14 protein-coding genes, 1 tRNA gene and 1 pseudogene are annotated in these 14,619 nt (G+C 40.3%); 7 read left to right on the top strand and 9 right to left on the bottom strand.

Annotation, left to right across the window (positions count from 1 at the left end):
- Position 1 precedes the first annotated feature (1 nt).
- The 3 genes from DTW91_RS12725 to DTW91_RS09940 form a co-directional block, all read right to left on the bottom strand.
- The gene (locus DTW91_RS12725) at positions 2–148 is read right to left on the bottom strand and encodes a hypothetical protein (RefSeq protein WP_185144769.1); all 147 of its coding nucleotides are present in this window, start codon (positions 146–148) and stop codon (positions 2–4) included.
- A gap of 154 nt (positions 149–302) precedes the next feature.
- A complete protein-coding gene (locus DTW91_RS09935) occupies positions 303–746 on the bottom strand; it encodes a hypothetical protein (protein ID WP_125203234.1) in 444 nt (147 codons plus the stop codon).
- A complete protein-coding gene (locus DTW91_RS09940) occupies positions 746–1,807 on the bottom strand; it encodes an RHS repeat domain-containing protein (RefSeq protein WP_125203235.1) in 1,062 nt (353 codons plus the stop codon). The genes DTW91_RS09935 and DTW91_RS09940 overlap by 1 nt, the downstream gene beginning before the upstream one ends.
- 98 nt (positions 1,808–1,905) lie before the next feature.
- Here DTW91_RS09940 and DTW91_RS12730 point away from each other — a divergent pair, with 98 nt between their 5' ends.
- The gene (locus tag DTW91_RS12730; protein ID WP_125203236.1) at positions 1,906–2,316 is read left to right on the top strand and encodes a hypothetical protein; all 411 of its coding nucleotides are present in this window, start codon (positions 1,906–1,908) and stop codon (positions 2,314–2,316) included.
- A 141-nt stretch (positions 2,317–2,457) separates the two neighbouring features.
- Here DTW91_RS12730 and DTW91_RS09950 read toward each other — a convergent pair.
- The 6 genes from DTW91_RS09950 to DTW91_RS09975 form a co-directional block, all read right to left on the bottom strand.
- Positions 2,458–2,531, bottom strand: a tRNA-Ile gene (locus tag DTW91_RS09950).
- A 51-nt stretch (positions 2,532–2,582) separates the two neighbouring features.
- Positions 2,583–2,993: a methylmalonyl-CoA epimerase gene (gene mce / locus DTW91_RS09955; protein WP_125203237.1), complete on the bottom strand. Its 411-nt coding sequence runs from the start codon at positions 2,991–2,993 to the stop codon at positions 2,583–2,585.
- Positions 2,994–3,217: 224 nt separating this feature from the next.
- On the bottom strand, positions 3,218–3,979 hold the full coding sequence (gene tpiA, locus DTW91_RS09960; RefSeq protein ID WP_125203238.1) for a triose-phosphate isomerase: 762 nt from the start codon (positions 3,977–3,979) through the stop codon (positions 3,218–3,220).
- Positions 3,980–3,986: 7 nt separating this feature from the next.
- Positions 3,987–4,337, bottom strand: coding sequence for a TerB family tellurite resistance protein (locus DTW91_RS09965; protein ID WP_125203239.1), 351 nt, complete (start codon positions 4,335–4,337; stop codon positions 3,987–3,989).
- A gap of 25 nt (positions 4,338–4,362) precedes the next feature.
- On the bottom strand, positions 4,363–5,442 hold the full coding sequence (locus tag DTW91_RS09970; RefSeq protein WP_125203240.1) for a BT_3928 family protein: 1,080 nt from the start codon (positions 5,440–5,442) through the stop codon (positions 4,363–4,365).
- Between the two features lie 14 nt (positions 5,443–5,456).
- Positions 5,457–5,993: a DUF1599 domain-containing protein gene (locus tag DTW91_RS09975; RefSeq protein WP_125203241.1), complete on the bottom strand. Its 537-nt coding sequence runs from the start codon at positions 5,991–5,993 to the stop codon at positions 5,457–5,459.
- A gap of 222 nt (positions 5,994–6,215) precedes the next feature.
- Here DTW91_RS09975 and folP point away from each other — a divergent pair, with 222 nt between their 5' ends.
- The 6 genes and pseudogenes from folP to DTW91_RS10005 all read left to right on the top strand — a co-directional run.
- The gene (gene folP, locus DTW91_RS09980; RefSeq protein ID WP_125203242.1) at positions 6,216–6,956 is read left to right on the top strand and encodes a dihydropteroate synthase; all 741 of its coding nucleotides are present in this window, start codon (positions 6,216–6,218) and stop codon (positions 6,954–6,956) included.
- Positions 6,956–8,305 carry a chloride channel protein gene (locus tag DTW91_RS09985; protein ID WP_125203246.1) on the top strand — a complete coding sequence of 450 codons (1,350 nt, stop codon included), beginning with the start codon at positions 6,956–6,958 and terminating at the stop codon, positions 8,303–8,305. The genes folP and DTW91_RS09985 overlap by 1 nt, the downstream gene beginning before the upstream one ends.
- Positions 8,306–8,415: 110 nt before the next feature.
- Positions 8,416–10,050, top strand: coding sequence for a GEVED domain-containing protein (locus DTW91_RS09990; protein ID WP_125203243.1), 1,635 nt, complete (start codon positions 8,416–8,418; stop codon positions 10,048–10,050).
- 258 nt (positions 10,051–10,308) lie between these two features.
- Positions 10,309–11,952, top strand: a complete 1,644-nt coding sequence (locus DTW91_RS09995) for a GEVED domain-containing protein (protein ID WP_125203244.1) — start codon at positions 10,309–10,311, stop codon at positions 11,950–11,952.
- Between the two features lie 296 nt (positions 11,953–12,248).
- On the top strand, positions 12,249–13,883 hold the full coding sequence (locus DTW91_RS10000) for a GEVED domain-containing protein (RefSeq protein ID WP_125203245.1): 1,635 nt from the start codon (positions 12,249–12,251) through the stop codon (positions 13,881–13,883).
- A 299-nt stretch (positions 13,884–14,182) separates the two neighbouring features.
- Positions 14,183–14,619, top strand: a pseudogene (locus DTW91_RS10005) (T9SS C-terminal target domain-containing protein); the annotation flags it as partial.

Raw genomic sequence — 14,619 nt, forward strand, 5'->3', positions numbered from 1 at the left:
TTTACATCATAGGTAATGGTTTGCCCGCCTCCTTCGTAGCCGCTGATGTTGCCGGAAGAATCCGCATTGTCTCTATCCGCACCGTATTATAATTCACGGTTTGCAAATCTGCGACATCGGGGTAGCAAGAAGAAGAAAAGTCTTCCAACAATAAATTATTAACAAAAAACTCTACTTTTGAGTGTGCCTAAAGTGGGTGAGATTACAACTCCATTTGATTATTGAGAAAAAAGAAAATAATGTTAAAATTAAACTTACTACCAAATAAACTTTTAGATGCTTCATTTACTTAATGTCATCAATTACAGCTCTTTCTTTTCCCATTTTGGCATATTACCTATAATTTGAACATTAAATATTTTATTATAGCCTAATGATTTTAAAAAAAACAGTCTCACACTTAATGGTTCTGTAGTGGAATTAGGTTTTACAAATAGATACTCTACACACTTTTGGGATCCTCCCAATTCATTTGTATCCTTTATCTGGATTTCTTTAGACTCTGTTATAGCTTTGATTTTGCTATAATTCCTATTAAGATAATGTAATTGATATAACATTGCAAATCTATATTCTTCACTTCCTTCTATTAATTTTAAATAATTTTCCTCGTCATTATTCTGAACTGTAATCCAAAACTTTTGAACTGTTGTATTAATTTGTTCTTCATCTTTTTCTTTCTGATTTACACAACAGCTGATACTTAATAGAATCAGTAATATTGAGATATATTTAAATATTTTCATCAAGGTAAAATTTTATTATTTGCTTTTTCTTGTTCTGGAGTCGGTTGGACACGTATGCCATTAGAATTTAATATTGACGTCCCGTTTTGAATAATAAGTCCGTTCTGAGTATCCGTCCCAGGTGGTAAAGCACCATCAAACACAAAATTCACTACATTATTTTTCGTTTGCTGATTCATATTAATTCCACTTCCATTTACCAAATCTATCGCAAGATCCATTTGGGTAGCTTGAAAATCAATCGCTTTAATATCTTTTGTTGCTTGTACGTAATTTTCCGTACTTTTTATTGCTTCAGGGATATCCAAAGCCATTTTTCCATTCTTAACTAATTCTTTTATACCTCCGGATATCTTACCAGCTTTGTCTGCCCCTGAATCATAAACCTTGTTCCATATATTAGTAGGGCGGTCATTTCCACGGATGTTTTCCATTTTTGCATCAGAACCAGTTGCCCCACTGTATCTATATGAATTCAACTTCAGACCTGTTGTCCCTGAAGACATTCTTGCTCCACCGGGATTATAACCACTTGTTGATAAACCAATATCTCCAGCTCTAAAAGATGGTCTTCCAAAGGAATCTCTTTGTGTAATAGGCGCTTGTTTAACAGTCATTTGATTACCATTAATCGCAAAGTAACCAGAATTTGTTTTAAGTAATTCAAGACCTTCTAATTCAATACCCATTCCCATTTTATTTTCTTGAATAGCATAAGTAGAATTATATGGAAACTTCTCCGCCAATGGGTCTAACTGAATAAATCGCCCTGTATCCGGCATATAAGTTCTATACTTAAACATATAAAAACCAGTCTCCTGTAATTCTTGTCCTTGGTACTTGTAGTTCTCAAAACTGACAGACGGATTGTAAACCGTATGCCCGCTCTGCCTTTCGTGGATGTTGATGAAATTCAGTCCAAACGGATAATAATCATTGGTGTCCATTACTTTTAAATCATTGCCTTCTTTCAGATAACTTATTCTCACATTTCCCAAGTGATCCTTGTACTGGTAAATATAACGAAAATTCTCAAAATCGTAATAGCCTTCTGCCGCCATTGTATGGATAAAGCAGAAAAAAAACGCTGGAAATCCTCTTTCGCAACATTCCAATTTGCAGCGATAAAACACAGAAAAAAAACGCTTTTCTTGCAGAAGTGTTCGAGAAGTGTTCGACTCTTGTTCGGAAAAACGGTACTTTTTTCGAAGCGCTCTCGAAGAAACCTGCAACAAGAGTCGAAGAAAACCCGAAAAAGGAGCAGAAAAAAACGTTGGAAATCCTCTTTCGCAACATTCCAATTTTCAGCAATTATTCAAACCAAAAAAAGCCTTTTCTTGCAGAAGTGTTCGAGAAGTGTTCGACTCTTGTTCGAAAAAACGGTACTTTTTTCGAAGCGCTCTCGAAGAAACCTGCAACAAGAGTCGAAGAAAACCAGAAGAGATCCAAGAAAAACCAATCTTCTTATTTGGAAATTATGAATGGTTCAAAAGGCCTATCAATAGGAACGGGCTTTAGCCCGTTTTTCAATATTGAATTTAAGATAGGCTTTAGCCAAAACTTAAATTAGGTTTTGGCTAAAACCCATTTGATTTTACCTTTTCCCCTCTGGCTAAAGCCCAACGCTTCATCCACCGCATCAAAGCACAAAAAAACCCCATAAAAACAGGGGCTTTTGTAAATTCTGAAAAATTTTCATTCTTCATCCGGGTGGTCCCACCTGGGCTCGAACCAGGGACAACCTGATTATGAGTCAGGGACTCTAACCAACTGAGCTATAGGACCTCGAAATATTGGCTAAATTTTGTGTCTGCAAAAATAGCAAAATTTCTTTATCTACAAAACCTTTTGGGGTTTTTCTTGGCACAGTTCTACCAGCACGCCATTCGTAGATTTCGGATGCAGAAAGACCACCAGCTTGTTGTCTGCGCCGTCTTTCGGCTCCTCCGAGATGAACACAAATCCTTCCTTTTTCAGCCTTTCGATCTCCGTTTTCAGGTCTGTTACGCCAAAGGCAATATGATGGATGCCCTCTCCTTTTTTCTCGAGAAATTTTGCGATGGGACTTTCGGTTTGCGAGGCTTCCAACAGTTCTAGCTTGCTCTCGCCCAGTTCGTAAAATGAGGTCGTAACGCCTTCCCTTTCTACAGATTCTTGTTTGTAATTCGGTTTTCCCAAAAGGCGTGCAAACAAATCGTCTGATTGGGAAAGACATTTCACGGCGATACCAAGGTGTTCTATTTTCATTTTTGATTTGTAAAAATTATCAATAAATCTCTAAAAAAAATGGGTTTGGATGACAAAACCCTTAGCCCCGATAGTAGTGGAAATCCTTTTTTGCATTGGCTTCTCTATTTTTATGATGACTAAACGGGATGCAAAAAAGATTGCAACGGATAGCGGGAAATAGCTCCTAAAAAAACTTTGTCAAAAAAAGTGTAATAAACAGAAATGTGACAAAGTATGCTTGATTAAGAATTAAATCCTTCAATGATTTTGGTAAAATCTTCGATTTTAAGCGCTGCACCACCGATTAGTCCGCCATCCACGTCGGGTTGCGAGAAGATTTCTTTCGCATTGTCGGGCTTCACACTTCCGCCGTAGAGGATGGAAACCTCGTCTGCTACTTCTTTTCCGTATTTGCCGGCGATGAGATTTCTAATGTAGGCGTGGACTTCCTGCGCTTGCTCGGCGGACGCCGTTTCGCCCGTTCCGATGGCCCAGACGGGTTCGTAGGCGATGACAACTTTTTTGATTTCCTCGGCAGATAAGGTGAAGAGCGCCGTTTCGGTTTGGTTTTTCACGACTTCGAAGTGTCTTCCGGCTTTTCGTTCTTCCAGCTTTTCGCCGTTGCAATAGATGGGTGTAAGGCCTTTGTCCAAAAGCGCTTTGACTTTTCGGTTGGCGTGGCTGTCCGTCTCGCCGTGGTAACTTCTTCTCTCGGAATGGGAAACCAGACTGCCGTCTGCACCCACGGAAACGAGCATATCCACAGAAATTTCGCCGGTGTAGGCACCGCTAGTGTACTCCGAAACGTCTTGTGCGAAGATGCCTACTTCGCCATTTTTGAACACTTCCTTAGCAGCGGTGAGGTACAAAGCCGGCGGCGCGATATAGACTTCGCAGTTGGGCGTATTGTTTTTGGTGTATTCTAAAAGCTGAGCCATCAATTCTTGGGCTTCTGCATAGGTTTTGTTCATTTTCCAGTTTCCTGCGACAATGTTTTTTCTCATTTTGATATTAATTTAAATTCCAAAGTTTTTTTAATAGGATGTAAAATTTGTGCTCGTCATCGCTCACGCTGTTGTCTGCTTTGATGAGGGATTTTGCAAATTGAACGAAGTCTTTTCGTTCCTTTTCGGTGGAGTCTTCCTCGAAGCATTTGGCGTGGAATTCGAAGTGGTCTTGCCATTTGTCTGCCGTGAGTTGGGCAATGATTTCCAGCTCGTCGTCCAGATCCAGCCGGAACGGAAATTCCTCTGCCATATATTCCCGGATTTTCAGGCCTTCTTCCGGTTTTATAATTCCGTCGGACGCGGACAAAATCATTAATAAATGATAGCCGGCGATGGGTTTGTTTGATTTTCTCATTATATATTTTTCTTTTTTTTCCTGCTTATTGCTCAGTTTTCAAGTAGTCTTTCGCACCCAATTTCTCCACAATTTTTCCTTTTTCCAAAATTAAAACAAAAGGATTACTCCTTGCAATGGTTTTGATGGCCACTTCATCCATCAGGTAATTTGGGATTTGCTTATAGAAATTCGGTTGCGTACTTACCCCGATTACTTTGGCTTTCTCGGTCAGCGCTTTGGTTTCTGTTTTTTGTACCAATTCGGCATCGGCTTCTTTTGGTTTGTATGCGAATATTAGGACGACTCTCGGCTCTTTCAGGATTTCTTCGGTAAAATCATTCCCATTAATATCTTCAATTTTAAACTTCGAAATTTCGGATTCGTAGCCTTTTTTGGTGATTTCCGACGTGGTCTTCCCATCTTCGATCTGCCAGTTGGGATCTTTCCAATATTCTTTATTGATGTACTCGTCCTGATCTACTTTTTTCACTTCCTTGGTTTTGGTATTTTTCAATGAATAAAAAGTCTTGTATTCCGAAGGATTTTTGGCGATTTTTTCTTTCTCGGCGGCCAGATCTGTCCCGATGGCATACGCACGGAAATCGATCATCGGCTCGTGGGCAATGCCGCGATACATCACGAAGATCATCATCAAAATGAAAACGCCCAAAAGTGGTAATTTTCCAAATCGCACGATTTCACTTTCCTCTCTATTGCGGTACAGAAACGCCAAAATCAGCAACAAAATCAATAGCGCCACGTCTTTCCAAAACGATTGCCAAGGCGTGAATTTGATCGCATCGCCAAAGCAGCCGCAATCTGTCACCACATTAAAATAGGCGGAATAAAATGTGAGAAACCCGAAGAAAATGCAAAGCGCGATCAAGGCATAAATCGACTGCTTGAGTTTGATTTTCATCAGCAACATAAAACCCAAAACCAGCTCCAGCATCACCACGATGATTGAAAAAACCAACGCATATTTTTCCAAAAATGGCAAATTGAAAACCGTGGGGGAAAAATATTCTTCCAGCTTGAAAGAAAATCCCTTGAGATCGACCGCTTTTACAAATCCTGAAGCGATGAATATGATGGAGAGGAGGTAACGGAGTATGGTTTTCATAGTTTGTTCGGCTCTTAATTTTTAATTTTTATCAAGCAAAAAACCGCATAATTGAGCATATCAAAATAATTGGCATCCAAACCTTCGGAAACCAAGGTTTTGCCTTGATTATCTTCTATCTGTTTGGCTCTGAGAACTTTCTGATAAATCAGATCGGTGATGGATGAGATTCTCATTTCGCGCCAAGCTTCGCCATAATCGTGGTTTTTGCGCTCCATCAGTTCCTTGGCTTTTTGGGCATAGAAATCATAAAGACGCATCGTTTCATCGGGATCCGCATTGATTTCATCGGAAAGACCTTTCTTCAGCTGGATCAATCCAATGATGGAATAGTTGACGATGGCGATGAACTCGTCTTCCTCGCTCTCCTCCACCATTTTCACATCGGTCGTCTGCAACGTACGGATTCTGCTGACTTTGATATAAATCTGATCGGTAATAGAACTGGGGCGCAGCACGCGCCAAGCCGTTCCATAATCCTTCATTTTTTTCTGAAATAAGTCTCTGCAAATCGCGATAACTTTGTCAAACTGGGCGGATGTATCGGGCATAAATTGGTCTATTGGTCCAAAGATACAAATTTAGTTAATAGTTGAAAGTTGTCGGTAGATAGTTTTTGCTTTTCGAAATCATATTCTCACGCTGCATTCCTTATTTATAATTGAAATACTTACTTTTGTCAAATGAGTTTTTCTCTTACAAATTCCAATGATTCCCGATACTTTTCGATTAATTGCAACGGCCGATTAATCAATCTTTCACGGCCGAAATTGATGGGAATATTAAACCTGACGCCCGATTCTTTTTCCGACGGTGGGAAGTTTAATTCAGAAAAAAATGCATTGAAACAAGCCGAACATTTGTTAAAAAATGGCGCTACCATTATCGACATTGGCGCACAATCTACGCGCCCGAATGCGGAATATTTGAATTCGGAAGAAGAAATTAGGAGAATTGGAAGCATTATTTCATTAATCAAAAAAGAATTTCCAGAAAGTCTGATTTCGCTTGATACGTTTTATGCAGATGTTGTCCAATTTGGCTTTGACGAAGGCATCGATTTGGTAAACGACATTTCCGCCGGACAATTTGATCCCAAATTATTAGATGCGGTGGCGCAGACCGGCTTACCTTATATCTTGATGCACGGCAATCCAAGTTATGCATCGATGCACGAGAAAGTGATTTATGATGACATTATCATTTCCATCAACCGATTTTTCTCCAAAAAGATATTGGAATTAAAGCAAAAAGGCATTAAAGATATTATTTTAGATCCCGGTTTCGGATTTGGGAAAACGGTAGAAGATCAATACAAAATAATCCATGAATTTGAATACATTGGTTTCGGCAAATATCCTGTTTTAGCCGGAATTTCGAAGAAATCATTCATTTACAAACCTCTGCGGAAACAACCCAATGAGGTGGCAAAAGAAACCTTGGATCTTCATTTGAACTTAATAGAAAAAGGCGCCAAAATCGTTCGGCTCCACCATCCGGAAACGCTGAAATGATGAAAAAAATCGTACAATATATCCGAAAAATTCTAAAAAAATCTTTTGACAACATCCGAAACGAGCGGTTGAAAAACAATCTTCTGCAAGCGGTTCCTTTTTGGATTGGTTCAGTTTTAACGGGAATTGCGGCAGTTTTGTATGCCCAGATTTTTGCTTTTGGGGAGCGTACTTTGAACAAGATTTTGGATTGGCATCTCTGGATGATTTTTATCATCGCTCCGGCCGGTTTTGTGCTCTCGTGGTGGCTGGTGAAAAAATTTGCCCCGCAGGCAAAAGGCAGCGGCATCCCGCAGGTGATGGCAGCGGTGGAACTGGCGAATCCCAGAGAAAATCATTTGATTCCGCACTTACTGAGTTTCCGAGTTATTATTATAAAAGTCTTGTCGAGTTTTGCTTTGGTTTTTGGCGGTGGTGCCATTGGTCGCGAAGGACCTACGATCCAGATAGCCGGCTCTATTTTCCGAAAAGTCTATGAATATCTGCCCGAATGGTGGCCTAAGATTTCGAAGAAAAATATGATTCTTACAGGAGCAGCGGCAGGGCTTTCGGCGGCCTTCAACACGCCTTTGGGCGGCATTGTTTTTGCGGTGGAAGAGCTATCGAAAATACATATTAATTATTTTAAAACCGCACTTTTTACGGCGGTTATCATTGCCGGACTTACGGCGCAGTCTTTTGCCGGATCTTATTTGTATCTGGGCTATCCGAAAACCAATGACGTTACTTTGTGGATTATGTTTCCCATTATTTTCGTGTCTGGAATCTGTGGGATTCTCAGCAGCCAACTTTCCGTAGCGATGCTGAAGATCAATCGGTTAAAGAAAAAACTAAAAACCGACCTTTCCAACATTATTTTTCTGGTGATTTGTGCGCTGGTTGTTGCATCGATCGCTTATTTTGTCAATCGCGAAATGTTGGGTTCAGGCAAAGATATTATGGAACGGATTCTTTTTACAGATCAGAAGACCGAAGATTGGTATGTTCCCATTCTCAGGATGCTCGGTCCGGCCTTGGCATTCACCTCGGGCGGAGCCGGCGGTATTTTTGCACCCGCTTTGTCAACGGGCGCTACCATTGGAAGCGTTTTTGCCGGCGTGATGAACCTTAGTGATAATGAAACCAATGTTTTGGTACTTTCAGGAATGGTCGCTTTTCTCACGGGAATCACCAGAGCACCATTTACCTCGGCAATCTTGGTTCTGGAAATGACAGATCGGCATTCTCTCATATTTCATTTGATGTTGGCCGGGATGATGTCTTCTATTTTTTCGGTTTTGGTAAGCCGACATTCTTTGTATGAAGTGCTGAAATTGAATTTCCTTTATGATATTAGAAATGGCAGATAGACCAATATTATGTTAATAAGTATAATTTTTTTTAAAAAAAATATAATTTATTAACGCTCGTTAACTTTTTTTTTATAATTTTGGTTTTGAATCAAAAAATTAATTTTATTATGAAAAAAATTCTATTTCCTTTGTGGGTATCTGCAGCTCTATTTTCTGCGGATGCGATGAAAGCACAAACTGTGCTTTTCCAAGACAACTTCGATTCTTATACCGATTTTGCTATTGCGGATGTTGGTCCGTGGACGCTCACGGATGTCGATCTTAAACCGACTTATGGTTTTCAAGGCATCAGTTTTCCAAACACAGGTGTTGCCAAATCTTTTCAGGTTTTTAATTCCACTACCACCACTCCTCCTATGACCCCTAGCGGTACTTCCGACTGGACGGCCAATTCAGGAGACAAAATGATGGTATGCTTTGCCGCAACTACTGCTCCGTGGAATAACGACTGGCTGATTTCTCCGCAAGTGACAGTACCTGCCGGTGCAGGCGCTTCACTCAGTTTCTATGCAAAAAGTTGCGATTCGGACTATGGGGCAGAAAAATTTACAGTATGGGTTTCTACAACAGGGACCGCCGTTTCGGATTTCACAGCAATTTCTGCTGTGACAACCACTCCTGATGACCTTACTTGGCACGAGTACACTTATAACCTCAATGCCTACGCGGGACAGCAAATACACCTTGCCATCCAATGCACGTCTGAAGACCAGTTCGGATTCGCCGTGGATGACTTCAAAGTGGTAAGCGCTAGTCTTCCTACCGAGGCTCCTGGATGCTCTACATTGACCTCCCCTGCTGATGGTGCAACAAACCTTGCTTACACTTCGCAAACCTTGACTTGGACTGCTCCAACCACAGGGACAGCAGATTCGTACGATGTCTATTTGGACAAAAATTCAACTCCGACTACTCTTGTAGGGAATGTAACCGGCACCAGTTATACAGCAACTAATTTAGATGGATCCTCTACTTATTATTGGACCGTGATTCCAAAAAATACTGTTGGCGCGGCTACCGGCTGTAGTGTATTTTCTTTCACCACAATGGCACCTGTTTATTGTACCGCCGGAGCAACTTCTACAAGTTGGGAAAAAATATCCAATGTCACATTTGCAGATATTAATAATAATTCTTCCGCAACCGCCGGATATGAAGACTTTACATCCGTTGTAGGTAATGTCACTGCCGGGTCTACTTATCCGTTTAGCGCTTCTTTCACGGGCACAAGCTATGCCAGTGATCAGGTGCTCGTATGGATCGATTTCAATAACGATAAAGACTTCAATGATTTCGGCGAAGAGGTTTTGGTTACGCCTAAGAAAACATCACCTTGGACAGGTTCTATTACCATCCCGGCTACGGCTACCATCGGACAAACCCGTATGAGAGTCAGATTGCACGATTCTGCTTATACGCCTAATACAACACCTTGCGGCACATCATCCTACGGGCAAGTGGAAGATTATACCTTGAATATAGGAGCTCTTGGAGTTTCAGATGTGACTAAAAACGGCATCAAAGCGTATCCAAATCCTGTTAAAGATATTTTCAATATCGAGACACAAGGAAAAATCAAATCGGTCAAAGTATATGATGTAACCGGAAAACAAATATTAACGAAAGAAATCAATGCTGCCCAATCTCAAATCGATTTCAGCAGATTCAGTTCGGGAGTTTATATTGTAAATACGGCGATGGAAGATGGTACTACAACTTCTACCAAAGTAATCAAACAATAAAACTTTTAAATTCTAAAATATATCCCGTCATTATTTGGCGGGATTTTTTGTTAAGAAAGCGCTTACTACTTAATATAATCCTTCGTGCTTCGTCATAAAAAACTTTCAGTAAGTCTTCTTAGAAAACTCCCTAAAATTTAAATAGATAATTATAATATCAACGTTAAAAAGCTTTATAAAACCATTTGCGGTCGGAGATTATTAATTTTTTTGTAATTTTGATATGAAATCAAAACAATTACCTTATTTATTTTAATTATGAAAAAATTTCTTTTTCCTTTGTTATTTTCTACGACTCTATTTTCTGCGGATTCCATGCGAGCGCAAACTGTAATTTTCGAGGACAATTTCGATTCTTACACAGATTTTGCTATTTCGAATGTGGGCTCTTGGACGCTTACGGATGTCGATCACTTGGCAACTTATGGTTTTCAAGCGATCACCTTCCCACATAGCGATGGAGTAAAGTCTTTTCAGGTTTTTAATTCCATTGCCACCACCCCTCCGATGACCCCTAGCAGCACTTCCAACTGGACTGCTCGCTCAGGAGACAAAATGATGGTCTGCTTCTCAGCAGCATCTGCCCCGTGGAATAACGACTGGCTGATCTCGCCCAAGGTGGCAGTGCGTTCGGGTGAAGGTGCCACACTGAGTTTCTTTGCAAAAAGTTGCGATTCATATTATGGTGCAGAAAAATTTACCGTATTGGTTTCTACGACAGGAACTGCCGTTTCGGATTTTACGCCAATTACTTCGGTCACGACAACTCCCAGCGACATTACTTGGCACGAGTACACCTATAGCCTCAATGCCTACACAGGAAAGCAAATATATATTGCCATCCGCTGCACGTCTGAAGACCAATTCGGATTCGCAGTGGATGATTTCAAAGTGGTAAACGCTACACTTCCCGTGGAGGCTCCCGGATGTTCTACATTAATATCACCGGCAGACGGCGCCACAAACCTTTCTTACTTTACTTCACAAACACTTACTTGGACAGCTCAATTCACGGGAACAGGAACCGCGGATTCGTATGATGTTTATTTTGATAAAAATCCCAATCCTACAACGCTTGTAGCCAATATTCCTGGAACCAGTTATACTGTATCCAATCTGGATCCCTCCTCTACTTATTATTGGAAGGTGGTTCCAAAAAATAATGTGGGGGCGGCTACCGGCTGTAGTGTATATTCTTTCACAACAATGGCACCTGTTTACTGCAGCGCGGGAACAACTGCTACAAGTTGGGAAAAAATATCCAATGTCACCTTTGCAGATATTAATAATAATTCTACCTCTTCTGCAGGTTATGAAGATTTTACATCCATAGTGGGTAATGTGACAGCCGGGTCTACTTATCCGTTCAGTGCTTCATATTCTGGCACAAGCTATCCAGTAGATCAGGTCATCGTATGGATAGACTTCAATAATGATAAAGACTTTTATGATGCAGGAGAGCAGGTTTTAATGACGCCGACGCAGGAATCACCTTGGACAGGTTCTATCACTATTCCAAGAGGAGCTACTATTGGACAAACCCGTATGAGAGTGCGACTGCACGATTCTTCTTTAACCCCCAATTCGACCCCTTGTGGTACATCTTTATATGGGCAAGTTGAAGATTATACATTGAACATTGGAGCTCTTGGAGTTTCAGATGTGACTAAAAACGGCATCAAAGCGTATCCAAATCCTGTTAAAGATATTTTCAACATCGAGACACAAGGAAAAATCAAATCGGTCAAAGTATATGATGTAACCGGAAAACAAATATTAACAAAAGAAATCAATGCTGCTCAATCTCAAATCGATTTCAGCAGATTCAGTTCCGGAGTTTATATTGTAAATACGGCGATGGAAGATGGTACTACAACTTCTACCAAAGTGATCAAACAATAAAAATTTAAATTCTAAAATAGATCCCGTCATTATTTGGCGGGATTTTTTAGTTAACAATTTTCTTTGACAGAAAAACAGTATTTTTCCTGAAAGATTAAAATATGTGTCTATCCTAATCTGATCATCGATAATTTTCGATTAACTAAGACATTTTTCAAAATCCTATAACCAGAAAAGCGAAATTTTTTATAGAGATAATTATAGACCTCAACCAAAGAAGATTTTTACCATTTTTAGAGGGTTAATTATGAAGTTTTTTGTAATTTTGATAAGACTTAAAAAATTACATTTTTATTATGAAAAAATTTCTATTTCCCTTGTTATTTTCAGCAGCTCTATTTTCTGCTGATGCCATGCGAGCGCAAACTGTAATTTTCGAAGACAACTTCGATTCTTATACGGATTTTGCTATTGCTGATGTTGGTTCGTGGACGCTTACGGATGTCGATCAATTAGCAACGTATGGTTTTAGCGGTATTAGTTTCCCTAATAGTGGTGTTGCAAAATCTTTCCAGGTTTTTAATTCCACCGCTACCACTCCTCCGATGACCGCTTCCGATGCTTCCAACTGGACGGCCAATTCAGGAGACAAAATGATGGTATGTTTCTCGGCAACTGCTGCCCCTTGGAATAACGACTGGCTCATCTCTCCTCAAATGACCGTACCTGAAGGTGAAGGCGCCACACTGAGTTTCTTTGCAAAAAGTTGCGATTCAGACTATGGGGCAGAAAAATTTACCGTATTGGTTTCTACGACAGGAACTGCTGTTTCGGATTTTACGCCTCTTTCCACGGTCACAACGACTCCTTCCGATCTCACTTGGCACGAGTACACCTATAACCTGAATGCCTATGCGGGACAGCAAATACATTTGGCCATCCAATGTATTTCTGAAGACCAGTTCGGATTCGCCGTGGATGACTTCAAGGTGATAAGCGCCAGTCTTCCCGTAGAAGCTCCGGGATGTTCTACATTGACATCCCCTGCAGATGGTGCAACAAACCTTGCTTTCCCTTCACAAACTTTGACCTGGACGGCTCCCACCACAGGAACAGCAGATTCGTACGATGTCTATTTGGATAAAAATTCAACTCCTACAACGCTTGTTGCCAATGTGACTGGTACCAGCTATACAGTAACTAATCTGGACCCTTCCTCTACTTATTATTGGAAAGTAGTTCCAAAAAATAGTGTGGGATCCGCTGCTGAATGTAGTGTATTTTCCTTTACCACGACGGCACCTGCTTATTGTACGGCCGGGGCAAAAGATACGAGTTGGGAAAAAATATCCAATGTCACATTTGCAGATATTAACAATAATTCTACCGGAACTGCCGGTTACGAAGATTTTACGTCCATAGTGGGTAATGTGACTGTTGGGTCTACTTATCCGTTCAGTGCTTCATATTCGGGCACAAGTTTTTCAGTTGATCAGGTCATCGTATGGATAGACTTCAATAACGATAAAGACTTTTATGATCCAGGAGAGCGTGTCTTAATAACGTACCCGCATGCATCACCTTGGACAGGTTCTATCACCATCCCGGCTACGGCTACTATAGGACAAACCCGTATGAGAGTGAGATTGCACGATACCTCGTTAGAGCCTAACGAAACGCCTTGCGGCACATCTTTTTATGGGCAGGTGGAAGATTACACCTTGAATATAGGAACTTTGGGAGTTTCTGATGTGACTAAAAACGGCATCAAAGCATATCCAAATCCTGTTAAAGATATTTTCAATATTGAGACACAAGGAAAAATCAAATCGGTCAAAATATATGATGTTACCGGAAAACAAATATTAACAAAAGAAATCAATGCTGCCCAATCTCAAATCGATTTCAGCAGATTCAGTTCCGGAGTTTATATTGTAAATACTGCGATGGAAGACGGTACTACAACTTCTACCAAAGTAATCAAACAATAAAACTTTTAAATTTTAGAATTAATAGAATCCGTGTCACTTATGTGGGGCGGATTTTTTGTTAAGAAAGCGCTAATAGCTAATAATGGTTTTTAGCGAAAGCTTTGCAATATGTGTCAAGCTTAGCCTAACAAGCGAATATCTGCAAGGAAGTAGTGCTATACAAAAAGTTAATACATCATAAAACAATTTTTCGCAGGGAAATTATAGGTCTCCACACAAAAAGTTTTATAAGCCATTTGCAGTTGTAGATTATTAATTTTTTGTAGTTTTGATAAGACTTAAAAAATTACATTTCTATTATGAAAAAAATTCTATTTCCTTTGTGGGTATCTGCAGCTCTATTTTCTGCGGATGCAATGAAAGCACAAACTGTGCTTTTCCAAGACAACTTCGATTCTTATACCGATTTTGCTATTGCGAATGTGGGTTCTTGGACGCTCACGGATGTCGATCAATTGTCGACTTATGGTTTTCAGAGTATTAACTTTCCTAACGGAGGTGTAGCCAAGTCATTTCAGGTTTTTAATTCCACTACCACCACTCCTCCTATGACGCCCACCTCAACTTCAGACTGGACAGGTCATTCAGGCGATAAAATGATGGTTAGCTTCGCCGCAGTATCCGCCCCTTGGAATAACGACTGGCTCATCTCTCCTCAAATGACCGTACCTGAAGGTGAAGGCGCCACACTGAGTTTCTTTGCAAAAAGTTGCGATTCAGACTATGGGGCAGAAAA

Origin of the sequence: Chryseobacterium sp. SC28 (assembly GCF_003932955.1) — a bacterium.
GTDB lineage: Bacteria > Bacteroidota > Bacteroidia > Flavobacteriales > Weeksellaceae > Epilithonimonas.

Bases quoted from the DNA above. Each gene is read 5' to 3' on its own strand.
- DTW91_RS09935 (WP_125203234.1), bottom strand. From the start codon at position 746: ATGAAAATATTTAAATATATCTCAATATTACTGATTCTATTAAGTATC.
- DTW91_RS09940 (WP_125203235.1), bottom strand. From the start codon at position 1,807: ATGGCGGCAGAAGGCTATTACGATTTTGAGAATTTTCGTTATATTTAC.
- mce (WP_125203237.1), bottom strand. From the start codon at position 2,993: ATGAAAATAGAACACCTTGGTATCGCCGTGAAATGTCTTTCCCAATCA.
- tpiA (WP_125203238.1), bottom strand. From the start codon at position 3,979: ATGAGAAAAAACATTGTCGCAGGAAACTGGAAAATGAACAAAACCTAT.
- DTW91_RS09965 (WP_125203239.1), bottom strand. From the start codon at position 4,337: ATGAGAAAATCAAACAAACCCATCGCCGGCTATCATTTATTAATGATT.
- DTW91_RS09970 (WP_125203240.1), bottom strand. From the start codon at position 5,442: ATGAAAACCATACTCCGTTACCTCCTCTCCATCATATTCATCGCTTCA.
- DTW91_RS09975 (WP_125203241.1), bottom strand. From the start codon at position 5,993: ATGCCCGATACATCCGCCCAGTTTGACAAAGTTATCGCGATTTGCAGA.
- folP (WP_125203242.1), top strand. From the start codon at position 6,216: ATGGGAATATTAAACCTGACGCCCGATTCTTTTTCCGACGGTGGGAAG.
- DTW91_RS09985 (WP_125203246.1), top strand. From the start codon at position 6,956: ATGAAAAAAATCGTACAATATATCCGAAAAATTCTAAAAAAATCTTTT.
- DTW91_RS09990 (WP_125203243.1), top strand. From the start codon at position 8,416: ATGAAAAAAATTCTATTTCCTTTGTGGGTATCTGCAGCTCTATTTTCT.
- DTW91_RS09995 (WP_125203244.1), top strand. From the start codon at position 10,309: ATGAAAAAATTTCTTTTTCCTTTGTTATTTTCTACGACTCTATTTTCT.
- DTW91_RS10000 (WP_125203245.1), top strand. From the start codon at position 12,249: ATGAAAAAATTTCTATTTCCCTTGTTATTTTCAGCAGCTCTATTTTCT.